This window comes from Bacillus sp. TE8-1 (assembly GCF_008368855.1).
GTDB classification, from domain to species: Bacteria; Bacillota; Bacilli; order Bacillales; family Bacillaceae_G; genus Bacillus_A; species Bacillus_A cereus.
The window spans coordinates 570,164-594,119 of sequence record NZ_QPET01000014.1 but is presented as its reverse complement, the minus strand read 5'-3'; the positions used below and the strand labels follow the sequence as shown (position 1 = coordinate 594,119).

The following is a 23,956-nucleotide window of genomic DNA, read 5'->3' as shown; positions in this document are numbered from 1 at the left end:
GCCACCCTTTCCGGTCTCACAGGACTGAATTAAAAGGTTATCATTATGAAGCAATCTGCTTAGATTGTTTTATTTGTTTCGTTTCCGGTAGTAGTAGATTTAACAGTACACCTACAATTGCTGCTAGTGCCATTCCTTCTACTTGGAATGATTCTCCTACATGAAGTACCGCTCCACCAATACCGATTACTAATATTACTGATGCAATCATTAAGTTTCGTTTGTCACTTAAATCTGTTTTATCATCTACCATCATGCGTAATCCGCTTGATGCGATTACACCGAACAGTAAGATTGATACACCACCCATAACTGGTGTTGGGATCGAATGAATCAGTGCAGAAATCTTACCGATAAATCCGAACATGATTGCAAATACTGCTGAACCGATGAATAAGTATACACTGTATGCTCTCGTAATTGCTAGCACACCGATGTTTTCACCATACGTTGTATTCGGTGGCCCACCGATTAGTGACGCGATTAATGTTGCTACTCCGTCACCGAAGATTGAACGGTGTAAACCTGGTTTTTCAATTAAATCTCTTTTAATAACATTTCCAAGAACAATTTGATGTCCGATATGTTCTGATATTGTTACTAGTGCAACTGGTACCATCAAGAGTACAATCTTCCATGAAAACTCTGGTGTGTATGTTACAAATGGTACTGTGAAATCTGGTACAACAAACCATTTTGCCTCAGCTACCGGCTTTAAGTCTACTAGCCCTTGGAAGTAAGCGAAGATATATCCGCCGATAATGCCAAGTAACACTGGTATGATACTGAAAAATCCTCTTCCAAATATCGAGCATATAATTGTAATTGCTAATGTTACTAACGCTACTGAAAAGTGTGTAAAGCTATATTTGCCATCCGCACCGTTCATCGCCATGTTAACTGCTGTATGTGCTAAAGCTAGACCGATTACCATTACTACTGGACCAACTACGATTGGTGGTAGTAATTTCATAATCCACTCTGATCCTGATTTCTTAATTCCGAGTGAGATTAAGATGTACACAAGTCCTGCTAGCAAACCACCAAGCATTGCCGCTCCCGGTCCACCTGCCGTTTTCGCTGTTATAATCGGTGCGATAAAGGCGAATGATGATCCTAGATAAGCAGGTACTTGACCTTTCGTTATAAGAAGAAACGCTAACGTTCCTAATCCACTTGATATTAATGCTACTGATGGATTCAATCCTGTTAAAAACGGAACAAGCACTGTTGATCCAAACATCGCGAACAAATGTTGTATACTTAAAAATAACCATTTTCCCGGTTTCGGTACTTCATTAACGTCTAACACTGGCTTTTGTTCCATTGTTACATCCTCCTTCAGTTTAAATCTTTGCAATAAAAAAACTCTTTGTGCCTGTGCACAAAGAGTCCTACACTTTCGTATGCCAAATTTGACATATGAAAGCCAAGACCCTTTGGCAGCCTCACAGGACTACATTTAAAAGGGCTTTACTTATCGTATATGCTTACTCGATCTTGTTGATCTGTCTCTTGCAAATCAACTTCGATACGCTCTTCACTTGATGTTGGAATATTCTTCCCTACATAATCAGCGCGAATTGGTAATTCGCGATGACCTCTATCAACAAGAACCGCCAATTGGATTTGAGATGGTCTACCTAAATCCATAAGAGCATCCATTGCTGCTCGAACTGTTCTTCCTGTATATAATACGTCATCCACAAGGATAACTTTTTTCTTCGTAATATCTACAGGGATATCAGAACCTTTTACAAGTGGTTCTTTATTTTTCGATTGTAGTGTTAAATCATCACGATATAACGTAATGTCTAACTCTCCAACTTCCATTTCTTTTCCTTCAATTTGACCAATTCGTTCTGCCAAACGTTGTGCAATAAAAATTCCACGAGTTTTAATTCCGACAAGAACACAATTATCGACACCTTTATTTCGTTCCACGATTTCATGACTAATTCGTGTTAAAGCGCGGCGAATCATTTGGTCATCTAAAACGACAGCTTTCTCTTGCATGCTCTACACCTCCAAGCTTTTTTCTTGCGTGAGAGTAATGGTATAAAAAAAGTCCTCTCAGCGTGTGCGAGAGGACTTTTGAAAAAAGGGTACAACATACCCTAAGTATTTCAAACCGTTACCTTCTCAACCTCACGGGGCTGTGTTAAAGGATCATTATTTAACTGTTGTCAGTATCTCAGTTTTCTTATGATTTGTCAATACTATTTTCGTAAAATATTTAATGCGTCTTCAAACACTTCTGGAATCGGTGCCTCAAACTGAATATATTCACCAGTACGAGGATGATCAAAGCCTAAAATACCCGCATGAAGTGCTTGTCCATTCATATCTAACGTTTTCTTCGGACCATACTTCGGATCTCCTGCAAGTGGATAGCCAATATATTTCATATGAACACGAATTTGGTGCGTACGTCCCGTTTCTAAGCGACATTCTACAAGTGTAAAGTCTTTAAAGCGTTCTAACACTTGGAAATGCGTAACAGCGTTCTTACCATTTTCATCAACTGTCATACTTTGACGCTCTTTCTTATCACGAGCAATCGGAGCATCAATCGTTCCCTTATCATGCGGAATCACACCGTGTACAATCGCTTTGTAACGTCTCGTTACTGTTTTTGCTACAAGCTGATTTACAAGCGATTCATGTGCCATATCATTTTTAGCAACCATTAATAGTCCAGATGTATCTTTATCGATACGATGCACGATACCTGGACGCATTACACCGTTAATGCCTGATAAGTCTGTACAATGGTGCATAAGGCCATTTACAAGTGTACCACTTGTATGCCCTGGTGCTGGATGTACAACCATCCCACGTGGCTTATTTACAACAAGCACATCTGCATCTTCATAATAAATTTCTAAATTTAAATCCTCTGGTTGAATATCTAACTCTTCTGGTTCAGGAATTGTTACTGTAATTTCATCTTCTTCTTTTACTTTATAATTCCCTTTTACCGCTTTCCCGTTTACTGTCACAACTTCATCTTTAATCCATTGCTGCACTTGCGTACGTGACCATTCGTTATTTATCCCTGTAACGAATTTATCAATTCGCTCGTTTTTTTGCTCTGCTGCAACTGTTACTTGTACTACTTCACTCATTCAATTACTCCTTCGCTTTCTTGCCTTCTAATAATGTTTGAATAATAATTAATACAACACCAATACATAATGCTGAATCAGCTATATTGAATACTGGATAGTTGTACGAGAAAATATACACGTGAATGAAATCCACTACTTCTTGTCTAAATACACGATCAATAAAGTTACCAATTGCCCCGCCCAAAATTAGGCCTAACGAAATACCTAGAAGCTTGTCTGTTTTCGCATACTTTTTCATATAAAATACAATAAACACTACAAAAACAACTGTAATAATGTAGAAGAACCACATTTTATTTTCTAAAATACCCCAAGCAGCGCCTCTATTTCGATGTGATGTTATGTATAATACATTGTCGATAATCGGAATACTCGTACCCAATTCCATGTTCTTTACAATTAACCACTTCGATATTTGATCGATAGCAATGACGAATAACGCTATTACATAATATATCATTTTCATTTCCCCCACAAAGACAGTGTACCTCAAAATTTTAGCATAGCTGCTACCTTTTCACAATGAACCTTTATAGAAGAATAAAATAAATTAAAAAAAGGTAATATAATATCGTTGTGCGTATTCATACATTTACCTTTTCATAAAAGAATTCATGAATCGTACGGGCAGTCGGCATTGTCTTCATTTGCTTTGTCGAAATTAATCTCCCCGTATCTTCACAAATACCATACATGTCTATTTCCATTTTAAATAATGCGCGTTCTACATCCTTTAAATCCTCTTTTATATCATGTAATAGCAATTTTTTCTTTATCTCTTCCTTAATTTCATATCCAAGCTCTTGGCTGAACTCGACATCATATTTGTGCATTACTTCTTTAGCTAGTCTCTCTTGCAACTCTTTTCTCATCAATTGCAATTCTTCTTTTATTTCCATGTAAATTTCATTCACGTGTACATTCCTCCTAGCTGTAATGTACAGTTAGTGTGTCCGAAATTTATTTGCTTACCTCACACACATTTTTCCTTCACAGGAAAGAGTCTGAAAGTGATTTTGATATGCCATCAACAAAAAAACTGACTGCATCAATAGCAGTCAGCTTTTTTTATTATTTTACATAGTTTTCTTTAACAACTGTTGCACAACGCTCACATAATGTTTCATGTTCAGCATCTTTACCAATTGTTTCTGAAACTACCCAACAACGTTCACATGTTTCACCAGTTGCTTGAGCAACAACAACCGCTGTATGTTCATACTTCGGTGCATCTGCTGGCGCTTCATCCATCATACCACCAAGTTTATACTCAGAAACGATGAATAATTGCTTTAAGTCTTCGCTAATAGACTCTAACATAGCTTTCATTTCTGCAGTTGGATATAGCGTAATGCTTGCATTTAATGACTTACCGATTACTTTTTCATTACGAGCTACTTCTAGTGCTTTTAACACGTCATCACGTAATGTCATAAATGCATCCCATTTTGTTTTTAACGCTTCCGCGTCATCTAATTGTACAGCTTCTGGCATATCAGTTAATTGTACACTTTCTTCTGTTACGCCTGGAATGTATGGCCATACTTCATCAGCTGTATGCGGTAAGATTGGTGTTACAAGTTTCGTTAACGCAACAAGAACATCATATAATACAGTTTGAATCGCACGACGATCTTCGTGGTTTGCACCTTCAATATATAAAATGTCTTTTGCAAAGTCTAAATAGAATGAACTTAAATCAATTGTACAGAAGTTATGAATTGCATGATACACAGCAGCGAAGTCGTATGTCTCATATGCTTCTTTAACTTTTGTAATTAAGTCATTTAATTTCACTAACATGTAACGATCTACTTCACGAAGTTCAGCTACAGCTACTGCATTTTCACTTGGCTTAAAGTCGTCTAAGTTTCCTAATAAGAAACGGAATGTGTTACGGATTTTACGATACACTTCTGCTACTTGTTTTAAAATATCATCTGAAATACGTACGTCAGATTGATAGTCAACAGAAGATACCCATAAGCGTAAAATGTCTCCGCCTAATTGATCCATAATTTTCTTCGGTACGACGATGTTTCCAATCGACTTACTCATCTTACGTCCTTCACCATCTAGTACGAAACCGTGACTTAGTACGCCTTTATATGGAGCTTTACCTGTTACAGCAACTGCTGTTGATAATGAAGAGTTAAACCAACCACGATACTGGTCAGATCCTTCTAAATATAAATCAGCTGGACGCTGTAAATCTTCGCGCTCTTCTAATACCGCTTGGTGAGAAGAACCTGAATCGAACCATACATCCATGATGTCTGTTTCTTTACGGAATTCGCCATTTGGGCTACCTGGATGTGTAAATCCTTCTGGTAATAGATCTTTCGCTTCACGCTCGAACCATACGTTAGAACCGTGTTCACGGAATAAATCTGCTACATGGTTAATTGTTTCATCCGTAATAATTGGATCACCATTCTCAGCATAGAATACCGGAATTGGCACACCCCATGCACGCTGACGAGAAATACACCAGTCACCACGGTCACGAACCATATTATGAAGACGAGTTTCTCCCCATGCTGGTACCCATTTTGTTTCTGCTACAGCTTCTATTAATTCTTTACGGAATGCTTCAATAGATGCAAACCACTGTGCTGTCGCACGGAAAATAATTGGTTTTTTCGTTCTCCAATCATGTGGGTATGAATGTGTAATGAATGTTAGTTTCAGTAACGCGCCTACTTCTTCTAATTTTTCTGTAATTGGTTTGTTAGCTTTATCATAGAATAAGCCTTCAAATCCAGGTGCCTCATTTGTTAATACACCTTTATCATCGACTGGGCAAAGTACTTCTAATCCATACTTTTTACCAACAACGAAGTCATCTTCCCCGTGTCCTGGTGCTGTATGAACACAACCTGTACCTGCATCTGTTGTTACGTGGTCTCCTAGCATAACTAATGAATCACGATCGTAGAATGGATGTTTTGCAACTGTGTACTCAAGTTCGCTACCTTTTACTGTTTTCACAACTTCAGCATTTTCCCACTCTAACGTTTTTGCAACTGTCTCAAACAGCTCAGAAGCAATGATATATTTCTCATCGTTTACTTTTACAATGCTATATTCAAGCTCTGGGTGAACAGAAATACCTAAGTTTGCAGGTAATGTCCAAGGTGTCGTTGTCCAAATGATGTACTTTTCATCACCTTCTAATACGTTCTTTCCATCTTTTACAGGGAATGCTACGTAAATAGATGCTGATTTTTTATCTTGATATTCAATTTCAGCTTCCGCTAAAGCAGATTCACTCGTTGGAGACCAGTAAACTGGTTTTTGACCTTTATAGATATAACCTTTTTTCGCCATGTCACCAAACACTTTAATTTGTTGTGCTTCATAAGCTGGCTCTAAAGTAATATATGGATTATCCCAATCTGCACGTACACCTAGACGCTTAAATTGTTCACGTTGACGTTCTACTTGTTCATATGCATACTCTGCACATAACTTACGGAACTCAGCAACTGTCATTTCTTTACGTTTTACACCTTTATTTGTTAAAGCTTGTTCAATTGGTAAACCGTGCGTATCCCATCCTGGAACATATGGCGCACTAAAACCAGTCATTGATTTATAACGAACAATAAAGTCTTTTAATACTTTATTTAATGCATGTCCCATATGAATGTCACCATTCGCATATGGAGGTCCATCATGCAATACAAATAAAGGACGTCCTTTTGTATGTTCTTGTACTTTTTCGTAAATATTCATTTCAGCCCATTTTTCTTGCATTGCAGGCTCACGTTTTGGTAAATTCCCACGCATTGGGAACTCTGTTTTTGGCATCAGTAATGTATTTTTGTACTCCATGCTCAATTCCTCCTTACATGTATAAAAGAAACACTTAAAAAACGGAATAAAAAAGAGACCTTCTCATCCCAAAAAGGGACGAGAAAGTCTCCCGCGGTACCACCCTAGTAGATCATATACATATGTATAGAATCCTCTTTATATTCTTAACGCGAATACACGCCTACGCTTACTCTATTTGTTCAGCGCGGAACTCCAGGGTGATATTCCCACTATCTCCTTATCCTGAGCTTACACCATCCTCAGTTCGCTATATAAGGTTTGAAAAGGTACTTATCCCTATCTTCGTTTTTCTTAATAAATATGTTGTTTAAAATTATATGTAATAATGAGAAAAACGTCAAGCTTACACTGTTTCTTCTTTTTTCAACAGTTCATCTACTTCGTCTTCTAATTCAATTAGTTTATCCCAATCATCGTTGTTTAACATCTCAAGCTGTGTTTCTAATAACATACGGAAACGAGTTCGGAATACTTTCGCTTGTTTCTTTAGCTCTTCAATATCAAAAGCAACTTTTCTTGATTTTACTAATGCTTCGTTAATAATACGATCAGCATTCTTTTCAGCTTCACGCACAATTAATTTCGCTTCTTTTTGCGCATTACGTTTTACTTCTTCCGCTGCTTCTTGTGCAACGACGATAGATTTGTTTAACGTATCTTCAATATTAGAGAAATGATCTAACTTCCCTTCTAACTGCGCAACTTTTTCTTCTAAAGCTTTTTTCTCACGAATGACCAATTCATAATCTTTGATAATTTGATCAAGAAACTCATTTACTTGATCTTCATCATAGCCACGGAATCCGCGACCAAATTCTTTGTTATGAATATCTAATGGTGTTAACGGCACAACGCCACCTCCAAGTAGTTATCTAAATTTCCTCTTTCAATTATATCTTTTCTTCGACAAAATAGGAGGATTTCCTTCTAAAAAACCAATCATTTTAGTATACCATACAAAATTCTCCATTTGTCGCGTTTTGTTCTACCTTCTACAGAAAATAATTTACTTCGGCCATATCCTCTAACAGAAAAAACATCTCCTGGATAGCATTCATAAGAAGTTTGCTCCACTGTTTTCCAATTGACTTTTACTAAACCATTTTTTATGAAAGGTTGTACTTTCTGTCTAGATAAATGTAACATTTCAGCTAACATAACATCTAAACGAAGTGAAGAAACCGTTCCAGATTTCTCTCCCCACGTTTCATCTATCTGTAGAATTTGTTCTCCTTGCACTGACGCTAAAGAGACTTTTACTTTCCCTATTGATTGTAAGTTCATCTCAATATACGATACAATTTCTTTCGCAACTACAATTTGGGCACGATTTTCTTGCAGCAAAATATCACCACATTTTTCTCTTGTTAAACCAAGAGACATAAATGTACCTAATATTTGCCTATGTTCTAGCGTATAAAACTTGGAAGGATAGTCAATTTCTAATACTTCTACTTGAAATTCTTCTTCATTTAATTCTAGATAGTCTGGATAAATAAGTGCTCTTTTACGCTCTGCATTAGGCGTTGCACCACCAAATTGCACAGCAACATCACCTTGTCCTATTACTATAGAAACAATTTGTTGTTGCCTAGGATCAAGAAAATCCGTTAACTTCACTTGATGGTACTCCGCCGCTCGCTTCCACTCTAGCACTTTATCCACAAAGACCTCCTCATCAGGCCTAAAATGTTCGTAGATGCTCATGTATTTACCTTCTTACTATAAGAAATAGCTTAATAAACTGAACAAACCAGTTTTAGCAAGTTTCAACGCAAAGATCGCAACGATTGGAGAAATATCAATCATTCCAAGCGGCGGAATAAAGCGGCGGAATGGTTCTAAATACGGTTCACAAATACGTGCCAGGAACTCTCCAAAAGATGATTCCTTTGCACCAGGAAACCATGATAGGAGAATGTAAATAATAAGTGCCCACGAGTAAATCTCGATAGCATAACTTAACACTATAAAAACTGTTGTCATGGCGTATTACCACCTCTTTATATTTGTTTCTTCTTCTTCACCGAATAACTCTGAAATCGCACCAACAATATCTACATTTTCAGGTGTACACATAAATGTTTTCGGCCCTATTTTTTGAATGTCCCCGCCTATAGCGTATACAGTACCACTTAAAAAGTCAACGATACGTACCGCTTGATCAGTAGACATTCTCTGCAAATTAATTACAACAGCTCGTCTACCTTTTAAGTGGTCCGCAATCCCTTGTGCTTCCGAATATGTGCGTGGTTCTAATAAAACAACTTTTGAAGATTGTTTTGCTGTTTCAATACTCACAACATTTTGCTTCGGTTGCGCTTTCGGAAACGTAACGTCTTGTTGTTCTGGTGGATCTTGCTGTTTTTTCATGTCTGTTTGCTCCTTTTCATAACCATATTGAGCTGCTTCTTTTTCTTCCGGTGTATCAAAAAAGAAGTATTTTACTTTTGACCAACTCATAATAAGATTCTCCTTCCTTTTACGCTTTTCCTACTAAAATCGTTCCCAAACGAATATATGTAGCCCCTTCTTCAATTGCAATTGTGTAATCGTTGGACATTCCCATTGATAATTCTTTACATGGCGCATGTAATAACTCTAGCTCCTGCACCTTTGTTTGCAGCATACGTAATTCCTTAAAACAGCGTCTGATTTCTTCCTCTTCTTCTGTAAACGGAGCCATCGTCATTAGTCCAACCACTTCAATTTTATCGAATTCTTGCAAACTTTGAATAAAAGAAACAACCTCTTCTATTGCCAATCCTTGCTTCGATTCTTCAGATGAGGTTTTCACTTGAATAAAGCATTTCACTTTCTTATCAGCACGTTTCTGAATTTCTTTCGCCAGCGAAAGACGATCTAACGAATGTAAATAATCAATTTCATTAATGATTTCTTTTACTTTTCTCGTTTGTAATGAGCCAATAAAGTGCCAATTAACTTTTGAACCGAAATGCTCGTATTTCTGTAAGAAACCTTCATTTCTATTTTCACCTAAATCGATAATTCCAGCTTCAATTACTTCGTTTGTTTTTTCAATCCCTACAGTTTTTGTAACTGCAACAAGTTTAATATCTTGCAACGAACGTCCAGCTCGAGCGCAAGATTCTTTAATAGCTTCGTTTACAATTACTAAATTTTCTTGTACTGTCACTTGCTTCCTTCCTCCTTAAAACCTATGAAACTCAACATTCTTCCTGTCTTACCTTGATCACGACGATGAGAGAAAAATAGTTGCTCTTCACAGCTTGTACAAAGAGATGACATTACAATATGCTCTTCTTTTATGCCTGCTTGTACACATAATATACGATTAATTTCTTTTAAATTAATTGCGTACTGCCCGTCAGAAATTTTTTGATGAGGAACAGCACCGCTAACTACTTCCTGTGCTGCTGTTAATACACGATCATCCACAACATAACAACAAGATCCGATCGACGGCCCAATTGCAACATGAATTTCATCACTTGAAATACCTTCTGCATTCCACTTTTGAATCATTTCCTTTGCAATCTCTTGTACAGTGCCTTTCCATCCAGCATGCGCAAGTCCTATCATACCATGTGATGGTGCATAAAAATAGAGCGGAACACAATCCGCGTAACAAGACGTTAACAGAACATCTTCATTACTCGTATAAATGCCATCTGTTTTTGAAATGCCGTCCTCATATGAATAGACACCACTTCCCTTTTCCTGTTGCCCTACTTTTTCAACATGATGAGCATGAACTTGTTCAGAGCAAATCCAGTTTTCTAATGGTTTTTGTAACTTATTTGCTAAAATGCGTCTGTTTTCATGAACGTTCTCCACGATATCATTCACATGTAATCCTAAATTCATCGCATGAAAGGAGCCCGTACTTATCCCACCATCTTTTGTCGTAAATCCAGCAGTAATGTTTCCAAGTTCTTTCCACGCTTGTAAATACAGTATACCGTCCACATATTTAAATGGTTCTCTCATAATAAAGCGGCTCCTTTTAATTAAAATAACAGAAAAAAGCATGGTACTTCCTGTCTATTTTACCATACTTTTATTTTTTCATAATCCTAACAGAAAAAAAAGAGGAATTTGTAATATTCTTTATGAAATTGTCGGTGTTTGTATTGATTCTGTTACAGAATTAACAGGATTTACTCTTACAAGTATGACATCCTCCCCAATTTTCACAATTTCCTTCCAAGGAATTACAATCTCAACATCTTTTCCAAAAATACCTAGCATACGTGTCTGTTTGGAAATAATAACAGAACAAACTTGCCCTGTGTTCATATCAATTTCAATATCTCCAATATTCCCAATCCTTTTTCCATCTGAAATATTTATAACATCCTTCATCTGTAACTCTGAAATTCGTATCACCATTTTTATCCTCTCCCTTATATGACAAATTGGAAACTGTTTCTCATATTTACAGGAAGCCATCTATACGAAACACCATGCTAGTTTCATTATATGAACACTAATCCCCTACTATGAGCACAAACCATATTACATATAAAAAGGTCTCACCATAATTGGTGAGACCTTATCCTTGAATCGTTTTATTCATTTGTTTAATAGCTGACTTCTCTAAACGTGATACTTGCGCTTGGGAAATCCCAATTTCTTCTGCAACTTCCATCTGTGTCTTTCCTTGGAAGAAACGTTTTCTAATAATCATTTTCTCTCTATCATTTAAACGCTTCATTCCTTCTTTCAATGCTAATTCTTCAACCCACTGCTCGTCCTTTTGTTTTTCATCACTTAACTGATCCATAACAAAGATAGGATCTCCCCCATCATTATAAATCGGTTCAAATAATGAAACTGGATCTTGAATCGCATCTAAAGCAAATACTATCTCTTCATGAGTTACTTCTAGCACTTTTGCAATATCCATTGCTGTTGGTTCTTTTGAATTTTCTGCAATCAATTTTTCTCTTACTTGCAAAGCTTTATACGCAATATCTCGCAATGAGCGCGATACGCGAATCGGATTATTATCACGCAAATATCTGCGTATTTCCCCAATAATCATCGGCACAGCATACGTTGAAAATTTTACATTTTGGCCTAAATCAAAATTATCAATTGATTTCATAAGTCCGATGCAACCAACTTGAAATAAATCGTCAACATATTCTCCTCTGTTATTAAATCTTTGGATGACGCTCAGTACAAGACGTAAGTTTCCATTCACTAATTTTTCTCTTGCGCTTATCTCTCCACTTTGCATTTCACGAAATAATTTACGCATTTCATCATTTTTTAATACTGGAAGTTTAGCTGTATCAACACCGCAAATTTCTACTTTGTTTCTCGTCAAAGTGTTCCCTCCTATCGGGAGTTGCTGTACAGTGTAAAGTATTTCCTTTGAAGGGGATTTTATGCATGTGGTTTTTTCACGATTTTTTATTTAAATTATCTTTCCTAATACAACTAAATAGAATAAGACCAGCCTACATAACGGCTGGTCTTATTCTTCACACCATTTTATTAAATTCTTTTCGTAATCTTTTTATAATTCTTTTTTCTAAACGCGAAATGTATGACTGTGAAATCCCAAGCATATCCGCCACATCTTTTTGCGTCTTTTCCTCTCCTCCAGCAAGCCCAAACCGAAGTTCCATAATTTGTTTTTCACGATCATTTAATTGGTGTAATGCTTTCATTAAAAGGTGACGATCTACAGTAGCTTCTAAATCTTTTGTAATAATATCATCATCTGTACCTAACACGTCAGACAATAACAGTTCATTCCCATCCCAATCAATGTTTAGCGGTTCATCAAAAGAAACTTCCGAACGATTTTTGTTATTTCGACGTAAATGCATTAAAATTTCATTTTCTATACAACGCGATGCATATGTTGCTAATTTTATTTTCTTTTCTGGATTAAATGTATTTACCGCTTTAATAAGGCCGATTGTTCCTATACTAATCAAATCTTCAATATTTATCCCTGTATTTTCAAACTTTCTTGCTATATATACAACGAGCCTTAAGTTACGTTCAATAAGTAATGACCTTGCTGCCTGATCTCCTTTTGGCAATTTATTCAAAAGAACTTCCTCTTCTTCTTTTGTTAACGGTGGTGGCAACGCTTCACTTCCACCAATATAATAAATTTCATCGGTCTTAATTCCTAATTTCAGCAATACTTTATACCAAAGGTATACTAAATAAAATTTTAATTTCATCATATTATCCCGCCTCTCATTTATTAAGCGATCACCATTTTTTGCGAAATCAACATTTTTGGATGCACAATACATTGATACTCCCCATTAGTAGACAGCTGTTGTGTATTTAATCCAATTAATACTTTGTTTACAACAATAGAACTACCTTCATGGTCAACTTGCACACTGTCAGGCTTAATTGCCCACAAAAATTGACTCTCTACTCCTACTGCACGGAAAGGAATTAAGCGTAATTTGGTCGCCCAACCAGAATCATTTTCTGGTATTTGAGGAATTTCTGTTTTGGAATAAATTTGTTCTGTTAACCAAGATGGTAAGCAATGTTCTAATGATGAAACATGCATAATCATAACAGGTGTTTTTGTTAATGGGTCATAAAGTTGGTTCCCACTGTCAATAAGACCTGCGAGTTCTAGTTCTTCTTCGGCTAATTGAATTTTTACTTTCACAATTTGATCATAGTGTATTTTCGTGACCTCTACGCTTTCAATACGCTTTTTAGAAAAATAATAAATTACTGGAAAACCAAAAATAACAAATAACCAACTAATTGGGTCACCGTAAGAAATTGACTGAGATTGAACCAATCCATTTACCATTTCATTCGTTTGCAAAAAGAAATGAGTTCCAATTAATCCTCCGCCAACCATAAAGGTTACAAAGTAAAAAGTAAAAACAGTTTGTGCATAATTTCTAAATGTTGTAAACCCAAATGCTGTATACACAATAAGTAACGAGTACAGTAGTTTCATAATTGGATGTGTCATCATAGAAGCAAAAGGAGTAAAGGCAAAAATAACAATAGTTGAACCTATAAATGCCCCTAACACAAGCCTCCATCTTTTGATTTTCTTTTTTAACACGGTAGCTGTTAATAAAAGCAAAAGAAAATCAATGCAGGCGTTTAACAACCAAACAACGTCGGCGTAAACAACCAAACAATTCACCTCTTTTTTCAAGTTGAGACTAGTATAATGCATATCCAATAGGAAAGTGTGTCAATTTGCGGAGGTGTTTTTTTGTTATTTTGTGATTTCTAGACATAATCTGTCGGTAAAAAATAAAAGTACAAATTCATAGAATGATATACTCTTATTTTCACAAACAAAATATATTGAAATATACGAAATAAAAAAAGACCTGCTTAGCAGGTCTTTTCCATAAAAAACAAAAAGGAGCATGAAAGCTCCTTTTTTTATCGTCTACGACGGTTACGTAAAAATGCTGGAATATCGATATCATCTGAATCTGAATGACGCTCATGTACAACTGGCTCTTCACGCTTCATTTCACGTTTTACTTCACGCTGTTTTGAAGGTTGAGCTACTGGTTGTTGCTGTTGTTGCGTGTGGTTCGCATTCGGACGAATAATTGGTTTTGGTGGTTGAGTTGCAATGCTATCATCAAAACCAGTTGCAATTACAGTTACAACGATATCATCTTTTAATCCTTCGTTAATAACAGAACCGAAGATCATATTTACTTCTGGATCTGAAGCTGAAGCTACGATGTCTGCCGCTTCTTGTACTTCATATAAGCTTAAGTTAGCGCCACCCGTAATGTTCATGATAACACCTTGAGCTCCATCAATAGATGTTTCTAGTAATGGGCTAGAAATCGCTTTTTTCGCAGCTTCTGCAGCACGATTTTCCCCATTACCAGAACCAATACCCATTAAAGCAGAACCTCTATTAGACATAATTGTCTTTACGTCTGCAAAGTCTAAGTTAATTAAACCTGGCGTTGCAATTAAATCCGAAATACCTTGAACACCTTGACGTAATACGTTATCAGCTTCACGGAATGCTTCTAACATTGGCGTATTTTTATCAACAATCTCTAATAAGCGATCGTTTGGAATTACAATAAGAGTATCTACATTTTCTTTAAATGCTGCAATACCAGATGCTGCTTGCGTCGCACGCTTACGTCCTTCAAAAGTAAATGGACGTGTTACAACACCTACTGTTAAAGCACCTAATTCTTTTGCAACTTGAGCAACAACTGGAGCTGCACCAGTTCCAGTTCCACCGCCCATACCGGCAGTTACGAAGACCATATCCGCACCACGAAGTGCTTCTTGAATCTGTTCTTTACTTTCTTCTGCAGCTTTTTTCCCTACTTCAGGGTTTGCGCCTGCACCAAGTCCACGCGTTAATTTTCCACCAATTTGCATTTTTGTTTCAGCTTTTGATAGATTTAATGCTTGTGCATCAGTGTTCACAGCGATAAAGTCTACACCTTGTACACCGTGTTCAATCATACGGTTTACAGCATTGTTTCCGCCACCGCCGACACCGATAACTTTTATATTCGCTAATTGATCTTGAGTAGTATCAAACTCTAACATGTCGAAATCCCCCTAGAACCTCATTTTTCGTGTCCAATTTTAATCCCATAAATAACGGAATACACGTTTTACTTTTGACATCATGCGGTCATCATTTTGATTATTATTGTTTTGATTACGAGTTTTTTGTTTCGTGGGTTGCTGTTGTACCGGCGTTGGTGCTGGTGCTGGTACTGGTTCAAAATGCTCTTGCTTTTCCTGCACATTTTTCCCACGTAATTTAGCTTTTTGATAAGAATGTTTAATTAATCCAACTCCACTTGTATATTGGGGCTCACGCACACCAATATAATCAGGAGTTGCTACACGAACATTTTCATGTAAAATATCATATGCAAGATCAAGAACACCTGGCATAGAAGCAATTCCGCCAGTTAGTACATAACCAGAAGCCACTTGCTTTACTCCTAACTTACGCACTTCGTCTTGAACAAACATTAAAATTTCCTCTACACGAGCCTCTATTATATCCGATAATTCCAACTGAGAATATTGTTCTGTTTGATCACTTCCCATAATAGGAACCGTAAACATCTCTTCTTCAGATGCTGTATCATAAAAAGCATGTCCATATTTCAACTTAATTTGATCTGCATTTTCTGTTGAAGTTTTCAACCCAATCGCAATATCTTTCGTTATATGGTCTCCACCTAATGGTAATACGCTCGTCGCTTGTAACTCTCCATCTTTAAAAATAGATAAAGTTGTAGATCCTCCCCCCATATCAACAAGGGCTACTCCTCTATTTTTTTCATCTGAAGATATTGCAACTGTTGCAGCCGCTAAAGGTTGAAGACAAATATCAACAATTTCAAGACCTGCTTTTTCTACACAACGAAGTAGGTTATGTAGTAAAGTTCTCGAGCCTGTAATAAGTGTACCTTCCATTTCTAATCTTACACCGATCATCCCGCGTGGATCGTTAATCTCGTCAAGACCGTCTACGATGAACTGTCGAGGTACCACATCAATAAACTCACGTTCTGGAGCAATTGACACAACTTGTGCTGCATCTAGAACGCGTAAGACATCTTCATTCCCGATTTCACGATCTTCATTTGAAACAGCGACTACTCCGTGACAAGGAAGTAGCTGTACCTGGTTTGCATTGACACCTACTACAACTTGCTCAATGTGGATTCCCACCATGCGCTCAGCTTGTTCAATTGCTTTTTTAATTGATCGAACAGTCTCGTCTATATCAACTATCGATCCCTTCTTTAAACCATTTGATTTTACATTTCCAACACCAATAATGTTTAAGCTGTCATTAACCATTTCACCAATGATGACTTTAACATTGGATGTACCGATGTCAAGACTAACATATATTTCATTGCTGTTCATTCTTTGGCACCTCCTTCTTTATTTATACCATACAACTCAATATATGGAACAACAATCGCAACTTTACTATTTATAAGAAAAATATTCAACGTCTTTATACGTTTCCCTTTTTTAACCCTATATTTTTCTTATTTTTATTTAGCATTCAATTAAGAATATCGCAGTAAACTATGAATAACTGCTTATCTTGAAATAATTCTATTTCGAGTGTAAAGTTTACCGCCAAGTATAAGTCTACACTAAGATGTACTCATAGAAAAGTGAAACTTGTACCAATACTAGTATGAATCTAAGAATTTTTACATATTTTTCATCAAATGAACCATTCTTCTAAATTCGTATACACATAATAGAACATTCGTTTCGTTTTTTCTGCTATAAGTAACGAAAACTACCATTCTACTCTTTTTTTTCTTCCGCACCTAATTCTTTCGTATATGCACCTACTTCTAAGTCAATTAATACCTTCTTACCTGGCTCAATTGTTTTTAAAATAAGCGGATAGGCTTCCATACGTTTTGCGAAATTTTGAATTGTAGTGCTCACTTCATAACCTTCATTCATATATAAAGTAAGATGATCTTCATTCGCATTCGTTGGTGAATAGCGAATCTCTGAAATAGATTTTAAAATAGCTGGTGCTAATTTTTCTAGTTCAGCGATTAACTCCTTCATTTTCTCTTCTTTAAAAGGTTCGAAAATCGGTGCTGCAACAGGAAGTTTTCCATTAGGTAGTACATCAAGCGTTTTTCCATTCTCTAATAACGGTTGTAATTTTCCCTCTTTATTTATATAACCAATCGTTACATATTCTTCGATATGAATATCAATATTGTTTGGAAAACGTTTTTTTACATTTACTGCTTTAATTTCTTTTCGCTTCGTTAAGTTTTCTTCAGCTTTATGTGCTGTCACTCGGAAATAACTTGTATCATATGTCACGCCTGAATCCTTCATTACTTGTTCATCCGTCATATAGTGATTTCCAAACACACTAATCTTTTTTATATTACTAAGCGGAGACCGAAAATAAATTAAAAAGAGCACTAATAAAAATAAAATTGATATGTATAAAATCAATCGATGATTAACATTTTTTTTGTTTTTTTTCTTTTGATTTTTCAATTTTGGTACACGATCTTGTAGTTTAATCACTTTACTATTATTCATGTACGATCCCCCTATGTAACATAAAGAACGGCATGTTCCTCATGCCGTTCTTATCTTCTTATTATAACATAAATGATAATGAGCGGAACGAATAACCGTTATCTTCCAATGATTTCTACTTCTGTGTGCATATCTACATCAAATTTATCCTTAATTGTATGTTTTATTAATTCAATTAAAGACAATACATCTTGCGCTGAAGCTCCCCCGGTATTAACAATAAAATTGCCATGCATTTCAGAAATTTGAGCTCCACCAATCCTATAACCACGAAGCCCTGCTTTTTCTACTAAATCTCCTGCAAAATGTGGGATTGGATTCCGAAATACACTTCCTGCACACGGGTAATTCCATGGTTGCGTTTCACGGCGGTAATCTTTATTATTTTGCATGCTACGTACAATTTCTTCACGTTTTCCCGCCTGTAATTGAAACACCGCCTCTAAAACAATACCAGGACGTTTCGTTTGCAATACAGATGCCCGATAAGAAAACTCCAGTTCTTTATTCGTTAACCAGTCAATTGTACCGTCTTCAAACAGAATGAGAGCCTTCGATAATACACTCGATATATCCGATTTATGTGCACCTGCATTCATATATACTGCACCACCGACACTTCCTGGAATACCGCTTGCAAACTCCAATCCAGCTAACCCTTGACGACTAAGTAAAGTTGACAATTTAATAAGAGGATATCCACTACCAACTCTTACCTTATGTTTTTCGACCTCTAAGTGATCTAATCCTTCTCCTAAACGAATAACAACACCTTCTATGCCTTGATCAGATACAAGAAGGTTTGAACCGCGACCAATTACAGTCCACTTCGTTTTGTATTGTTTTACTAACTGTAATGTTTTTTCAATACCGGCTACATGCTTTGGCACAATTAAAATATCCGCTGGTCCACCTATTTTCATAGTTGTATAACGTGCTAACGGCTCGTTAACTAAAACACGACCAACGTCTGCTTCTATAAGCTCATTTACTAATTGTTCCATAGACAATCTCCCCCATATTAAGTCTCCTTATGACAATAATATGCAGGGCGTTCACCTAACGTTATCCCTCTATTTACGGGCAGTACAGCTCCTAAATCAAAATTAGGCGATAATAAAGAAATTAGGCGGAATGAGGATACCAGTAAACATCCGATTAGTGAAAGGTAATAATCAACGAGAGAGAATCACTCCCCGCTGATTAAAGCCTCACTTTATTTTTTTACAAGCTTATTCATTACTTCATACAGCTTATTTGCTGCATCTGGAATACCTAGTTGCTTAGCAGCTAGCTTCATATTTTGTAATGTTTGTGCATCTAATAAAATCTCATCAATATCACGAATAAGCGTTTCAGCTGTTAAATCTTTTTCTAGTAACATTTTTGCCGCTCCTTTATCAACAACTGAACGTGCATTCTTTTCCTGATGATTATTTGTTACATACGGACTCGGTATTAACACACTTGGTTTTCCTAACGCTGTTAATTCTGCAAGTGTTGTTGCCCCAGCCCTTGAAACAACAAGGTCTACACCAGTTAGTACCTCTGGCATATTATGAATGAACGGCTTAATAATAACATTGCTTGGGTTCCCTTTTTGCTTCACGGCTTCCATCACTTTGTCATAATGTACTTCACCTGTTACATATAGTATTTCGTAGCTTTTGTTCCCAAACTGTTCAATTGCTTCAACGAAGGCATCGTTAATCGGTCTAGCCCCACGACTTCCACCAAATATAAGTACAGACTTTTTAGGAAGAGAAAGCCCAACTGAACGTTTCCCCTTCATTCCATTTTGATCCATTACCTCTGATGCTCGTGGATTACCTGTCATTACCACTTTTGACTCTGGAAAATGCTCTATAGCTGCTTCAAAACAAACAGCAACTTTATCAACATAACGGCTTAAAAACTTGTTCGTTACACCTGGTACACTATTTTGTTCATGTACAATAGTTGGAATACCTAATTTGGCTGCAGCGTATACAACTGGTCCACATACATATCCACCCGTTCCAATTACGATATCCGGATTAAAACGACGAATATATCGTTTACTATCCTGTACACCTTTTAGAAAACGCATTACTGTTTTCACATTATCTAATGATATTTTTCGTTTAAATCCACTTATAACAATAGATTGAAATGGTATACCTGCTTTTGGAACGATTGTACTCTCTAGTCCATTTTCCGTACCAATATATAAAAATCTTGCTTCTGGATTTAACTTTTTTATTTCTCTAATTAAAGCAAGAGCTGGATAAATATGACCACCAGTACCCCCACCACTCACTAATACACGCACTACTAACTCCTCCGCTTCTCTTTTCTTATTTCCATTATATTTATTTCTATATACATATTGCATTTTTACACACATACGAAAAACCCTGTCTTATAAACAGGGTTTAGTAGCGAGAATGGCGACTTATATTTAATAATACACCTACTGCCATTAACATTAATGTCAAACTTGATCCACCATAACTTAAAAACGGCAAGGTAATACCCGTAACAGGCATCAGTCCTGTTACAACACCAACATTAATCATTACTTGAATCGCAATCATCGCCACAATACCTACTGCTAAAAACGTACCATATAAATCTGGCGCTCCTAATGCGATACGAATCCCGCGCCATAATAATAGACTAAATAATAATAACACAAATGAACCACCAATAAAACCTAATTCCTCGGATAAGATCGCAAATATAAAGTCAGTTTGTGGTTCAGGTAAATAAAGAAATTTTTGTCTACTTTGTCCAAGTCCAAGCCCAAATAATCCACCAGGTCCAATTGCAAGTAATGATTGGATAATTTGAAATCCACTCCCGAGCGGATCTGACCACGGATCTAAATATGATGTAATGCGTTTCATTCGATACGGTGCTGATGCAATTAACCCTACAAATCCTGCTACACCAATCAAACCAAACATTGCAAAGTGAAAGACCCTCGCTCCCGAAATGAATATCATAATGATACATGTCCCAACCATTACCGTTCCTGTCCCAAGGTCTGGCTGTAACATAATCATCCCAAAAGCAAGAAACACAAAACTAAGAGCCGGTAATAAACCACGTTTAAAAGATGTAATCAATTTTTGCCGTTCTGCTAAAAACTTTGCCAAGAAAATAATCATCGCAAACTTCATAAATTCTGACGGTTGAATCGAAAATGCTCCGATTCCAATCCAACTTCGTGCTCCTCCTCGAACAAGACCTACTCCAGGAATAAGAACGAGAATAAGAAGAATGAAGCAAACTAGCAAAATCACTTTTGAATACGTACGCCACACCCAATAATCAATTTTCATAATAAAAAACATAGCTACTACACCAAGACCCGCAAACAGTAATTGTCTTTTTGCAAAAAAGAATGAGTCCCCCATTTTATAAGAGGCCCAAACTGCACTCGCACTATAAACCATAATCATTCCGATTGTCAACAATGAAAGTGTTACGATGATGAGCATAAAATCAGGCGTTTTCTTCATTACCCACAAACACCACCTCTTTAGGCAGAACCTTTTGCCCTATGTAACAAAACATCAGTAGGTGTTAGCCTACTGATGTTTTGATTTACTTTATATAAGTTTATGCACAGCTTGTATAAAAATGTCTCCTCTTTCTTCAAATGTTTTAAATTGATCCCAGCTTGCACACGCTGGAGAAAGAAGAACGACATCACCATCTTTAGAATGAGCATAAGCTTTCACCACTGCTTCATCTAAAGTATCGACACTTTCAATTATATCTAATCCTGCTTTTTCTGCCGCTCTTACTAGTTTGGGAGCTGTTTGTCCAAATGTTACAATCGCTTTTACATTTTTGAAATACGGAATTAAATCATCGAATTCATTTCCGCGATCAAGCCCACCTGCTAGTAACACAATCGGTTGTGTAAACGCAGATAGTGCTTTCTCAGTCGCTAACATATTCGTTGCTTTTGAATCATTATAAAACTTACGGTTGTTAATCGTTGTTACATATTCTAAACGATGTTTTACACCCGTAAAACGTTTTAACACGACCGTAATTGCTTCATTAGAAGTACCTAATAATTTCGCAATACTCATCGCAGCTAAAATATTTTCTAGATTATGTTGACCAGGTAAAACGATATCGCTTACTTCAACAACTTTTTCACCTTTGAAATAAAGAGCGTTATCTTTTATACACGCACCATCTTCAATTTCTTTCGTTGTCGAAAACAGGATTTTTTGACCTTTAGAATACGCAGACAAAGCCATCACATCCGCATCATCCGCATTTATTACACTATAATCATTTTCTGTTTGGTTTTTAAAAATATTTGCTTTTGCTAAACCATATTCTTTCTTCGTCCCATGATAATCTAAGTGGGCCTCAAATAAATTTAAAAACGCAGCAATTTTAGGTTGGAACAATTCTACTCCCATCAATTGAAACGATGAAAGTTCTGTAACTACAACTTCATTTTCTTTTGCATCCTGTGCTACTTCACACGCTACAGTTCCAATGTTCCCTGCAATTACAGGATGCTTTTGTCCTTCTTTTAGCATTTCAAATGTCAGCATTGTCGTCGTCGTTTTACCGTTAGACCCCGTAATCCCAACAAATGGTGCTTCTGAAATACGATATGCTAATTCAACTTCCGTAACAATCGGAATTTGTTTTTCTTTCGCAGCAACTAATATTGGATTAGAATACGGGATTCCTGGATTTTTTACTACAAGAGAAATATTTCTCTCTAATAATTCTAAAGGATGACCACCGCATACAACGTCCATTCCTTTTGCTTGTAATTCTGCAGCAAGTACATTCTCTGCTAAAGGCTTTCCGTCATTTACAATAACATTTGCCCCTAGCTTTTGTAACAATGTAGCTGCTGCATAACCACTTTTTGCAATACCCAATACAAGAATATTCTTATTTTGAAATTCAGTTACAGTTTTCAATTACATCCACACCCCGATATAAATTCCTAACACAGCTAATAAAAATCCTGCAGACCAAAACGTCACAACAACACGCCACTCTGACCAACCACATAATTCATAATGATGGTGTAATGGACTCATTTTAAAGACACGTTTTCCTGTTGTTTTAAATGAAATGACCTGAATGATAACCGATAAAGTTTCCATTACGAATACTCCGCCAATAATTACAAGTAGCAATTCTTGTTTTAATAAAATCGCTACAGCTGCAATGGCTCCACCTAAAGCTAATGAACCTGTATCTCCCATAAACACTTTTGCTGGATTCGCATTGAATACTAAAAATCCAAGTACAGCTCCTACAACTGCCATACAGAATATCGCTACTCCAAATTGCTCTTGTGCCACAGCAATAATACTAAATGCTCCAAATGCAATAGCAGCTGTTCCTGATAATAAACCATCTAAACCGTCAGTTAAGTTAACTGCATTTGATCCACCAATAAGCATAAATAGTACAAGTACGAAATACGCCCAACCTAATTCAAACTTAACATCCGTTCCCGGAATCATGATGTATGTGTGGAACGCTTGCCCTTTTCCAATTAAAAAGAATGCAATAGCAATAACAAGCTGACCTACTAATTTTTGCTTTGATGTTAAACCAAGATTTCTCTTCTTAACTACCTTTATGTAGTCATCTAAAAATCCAATCAATCCGTAACCAAACGTCACTAATAGTAATAACGAAACCTCTGCACCTAAATAATTAAACTTAATCGCCATAATAAGTGAAGTTACCATCATAGATACGTATATGACGATACCACCCATTGTCGGTGTCCCTGATTTTTTTTGATGTGACTTCGGTCCCTCATCACGAATACTCTGTCCGAACTTTAATTTTCTTAAAAATGGAATAAACAATGGCGAAAGGGCAACAGAAATTAAGAATGCTACCCCAGCCGTTACTAATAAACCTTGCTCAAGCAC

The 23,956-nt window shown here is 36.5% G+C and carries 24 protein-coding genes and 1 other annotated feature; all 24 genes read right to left on the bottom strand.

Features of this window, described 5'->3' with window-relative positions; all coding sequences use genetic code 11:
* Window positions 1-43 precede the first annotated feature (43 nt).
* The 24 genes from uraA to mraY all read right to left on the bottom strand — a co-directional run bounded on the left by uraA (window position 44) and on the right by mraY (window position 23,956).
* The gene (gene uraA / locus DN404_RS15020) at window positions 44-1,327 is read right to left on the bottom strand and encodes a uracil permease (protein WP_000435928.1); all 1,284 of its coding nucleotides are present in this window, start codon (window positions 1,325-1,327) and stop codon (window positions 44-46) included.
* A gap of 146 nt (window positions 1,328-1,473) precedes the next feature.
* Entirely contained in the window at window positions 1,474-2,016 is a 543-nt protein-coding gene (gene pyrR, locus DN404_RS15015) for a bifunctional pyrimidine operon transcriptional regulator/uracil phosphoribosyltransferase (RefSeq protein WP_001156491.1), read from the bottom strand.
* 203 nt (window positions 2,017-2,219) lie between these two features.
* Window positions 2,220-3,128, bottom strand: a complete 909-nt coding sequence (locus DN404_RS15010; RefSeq protein WP_000005833.1) for an RluA family pseudouridine synthase — start codon at window positions 3,126-3,128, stop codon at window positions 2,220-2,222.
* 4 nt (window positions 3,129-3,132) lie between these two features.
* Window positions 3,133-3,591 (bottom strand): lipoprotein signal peptidase LspA, encoded by a 459-nt coding sequence (gene lspA / locus DN404_RS15005; RefSeq protein WP_000642180.1) that lies wholly within the window; start codon window positions 3,589-3,591, stop codon window positions 3,133-3,135.
* A gap of 124 nt (window positions 3,592-3,715) precedes the next feature.
* Window positions 3,716-4,045 (bottom strand): TraR/DksA C4-type zinc finger protein, encoded by a 330-nt coding sequence (locus DN404_RS15000; RefSeq protein ID WP_001002955.1) that lies wholly within the window; start codon window positions 4,043-4,045, stop codon window positions 3,716-3,718.
* 157 nt (window positions 4,046-4,202) lie between these two features.
* Entirely contained in the window at window positions 4,203-6,968 is a 2,766-nt protein-coding gene (gene ileS2, locus DN404_RS14995) for an isoleucine--tRNA ligase (RefSeq protein ID WP_000455951.1), read from the bottom strand.
* A 71-nt stretch (window positions 6,969-7,039) separates the two neighbouring features.
* Window positions 7,040-7,263: a binding site (T-box leader), on the bottom strand.
* A gap of 51 nt (window positions 7,264-7,314) precedes the next feature.
* Complete coding sequence (divIVA, locus tag DN404_RS14990) at window positions 7,315-7,821, bottom strand: septum site-determining protein DivIVA (RefSeq protein ID WP_001131611.1); 507 nt, start codon at window positions 7,819-7,821, stop codon at window positions 7,315-7,317.
* Between the two features lie 89 nt (window positions 7,822-7,910).
* Window positions 7,911-8,678 (bottom strand): YlmH family RNA-binding protein, encoded by a 768-nt coding sequence (locus tag DN404_RS14985; protein WP_149215155.1) that lies wholly within the window; start codon window positions 8,676-8,678, stop codon window positions 7,911-7,913.
* Between the two features lie 15 nt (window positions 8,679-8,693).
* The gene (locus DN404_RS14980) at window positions 8,694-8,957 is read right to left on the bottom strand and encodes a YggT family protein (RefSeq protein ID WP_000214233.1); all 264 of its coding nucleotides are present in this window, start codon (window positions 8,955-8,957) and stop codon (window positions 8,694-8,696) included.
* Between the two features lie 6 nt (window positions 8,958-8,963).
* The gene (locus DN404_RS14975; RefSeq protein WP_000119129.1) at window positions 8,964-9,434 is read right to left on the bottom strand and encodes a cell division protein SepF; all 471 of its coding nucleotides are present in this window, start codon (window positions 9,432-9,434) and stop codon (window positions 8,964-8,966) included.
* A gap of 19 nt (window positions 9,435-9,453) precedes the next feature.
* Complete coding sequence (locus DN404_RS14970; protein WP_149215154.1) at window positions 9,454-10,128, bottom strand: YggS family pyridoxal phosphate-dependent enzyme; 675 nt, start codon at window positions 10,126-10,128, stop codon at window positions 9,454-9,456.
* On the bottom strand, window positions 10,125-10,943 hold the full coding sequence (pgeF, locus tag DN404_RS14965) for a peptidoglycan editing factor PgeF (protein ID WP_001209008.1): 819 nt from the start codon (window positions 10,941-10,943) through the stop codon (window positions 10,125-10,127). The genes DN404_RS14970 and pgeF overlap by 4 nt, the downstream gene beginning before the upstream one ends.
* A gap of 120 nt (window positions 10,944-11,063) precedes the next feature.
* Window positions 11,064-11,345, bottom strand: a complete 282-nt coding sequence (locus tag DN404_RS14960; protein ID WP_000236750.1) for a YlmC/YmxH family sporulation protein — start codon at window positions 11,343-11,345, stop codon at window positions 11,064-11,066.
* A 163-nt stretch (window positions 11,346-11,508) separates the two neighbouring features.
* Window positions 11,509-12,288, bottom strand: a complete 780-nt coding sequence (sigG, locus tag DN404_RS14955) for an RNA polymerase sporulation sigma factor SigG (protein WP_000197753.1) — start codon at window positions 12,286-12,288, stop codon at window positions 11,509-11,511.
* A 157-nt stretch (window positions 12,289-12,445) separates the two neighbouring features.
* Window positions 12,446-13,165: an RNA polymerase sporulation sigma factor SigE gene (sigE, locus tag DN404_RS14950; protein WP_000976948.1), complete on the bottom strand. Its 720-nt coding sequence runs from the start codon at window positions 13,163-13,165 to the stop codon at window positions 12,446-12,448.
* A gap of 20 nt (window positions 13,166-13,185) precedes the next feature.
* The gene (spoIIGA, locus tag DN404_RS14945; protein ID WP_000261975.1) at window positions 13,186-14,103 is read right to left on the bottom strand and encodes a sigma-E processing peptidase SpoIIGA; all 918 of its coding nucleotides are present in this window, start codon (window positions 14,101-14,103) and stop codon (window positions 13,186-13,188) included.
* 257 nt (window positions 14,104-14,360) lie between these two features.
* A complete protein-coding gene (gene ftsZ, locus DN404_RS14940; protein WP_000888984.1) occupies window positions 14,361-15,515 on the bottom strand; it encodes a cell division protein FtsZ in 1,155 nt (384 codons plus the stop codon).
* 39 nt (window positions 15,516-15,554) lie between these two features.
* Complete coding sequence (ftsA, locus tag DN404_RS14935) at window positions 15,555-16,862, bottom strand: cell division protein FtsA (RefSeq protein ID WP_001087558.1); 1,308 nt, start codon at window positions 16,860-16,862, stop codon at window positions 15,555-15,557.
* A 399-nt stretch (window positions 16,863-17,261) separates the two neighbouring features.
* Window positions 17,262-18,032 (bottom strand): cell division protein DivIB, encoded by a 771-nt coding sequence (gene divIB / locus DN404_RS14930; protein WP_149215153.1) that lies wholly within the window; start codon window positions 18,030-18,032, stop codon window positions 17,262-17,264.
* Window positions 18,033-18,130: 98 nt separating this feature from the next.
* Window positions 18,131-19,036: a UDP-N-acetylmuramate dehydrogenase gene (gene murB, locus DN404_RS14925; protein ID WP_048536148.1), complete on the bottom strand. Its 906-nt coding sequence runs from the start codon at window positions 19,034-19,036 to the stop codon at window positions 18,131-18,133.
* Window positions 19,037-19,248: 212 nt separating this feature from the next.
* On the bottom strand, window positions 19,249-20,343 hold the full coding sequence (gene murG, locus DN404_RS14920; protein WP_025709060.1) for an undecaprenyldiphospho-muramoylpentapeptide beta-N-acetylglucosaminyltransferase: 1,095 nt from the start codon (window positions 20,341-20,343) through the stop codon (window positions 19,249-19,251).
* 103 nt (window positions 20,344-20,446) lie between these two features.
* On the bottom strand, window positions 20,447-21,538 hold the full coding sequence (gene spoVE, locus DN404_RS14915; RefSeq protein WP_000753524.1) for a stage V sporulation protein E: 1,092 nt from the start codon (window positions 21,536-21,538) through the stop codon (window positions 20,447-20,449).
* Window positions 21,539-21,628: 90 nt separating this feature from the next.
* The gene (gene murD, locus DN404_RS14910) at window positions 21,629-22,981 is read right to left on the bottom strand and encodes a UDP-N-acetylmuramoyl-L-alanine--D-glutamate ligase (RefSeq protein WP_000860116.1); all 1,353 of its coding nucleotides are present in this window, start codon (window positions 22,979-22,981) and stop codon (window positions 21,629-21,631) included.
* Window positions 22,982-23,956: a phospho-N-acetylmuramoyl-pentapeptide-transferase gene (gene mraY / locus DN404_RS14905; protein WP_000893060.1), complete on the bottom strand. Its 975-nt coding sequence runs from the start codon at window positions 23,954-23,956 to the stop codon at window positions 22,982-22,984.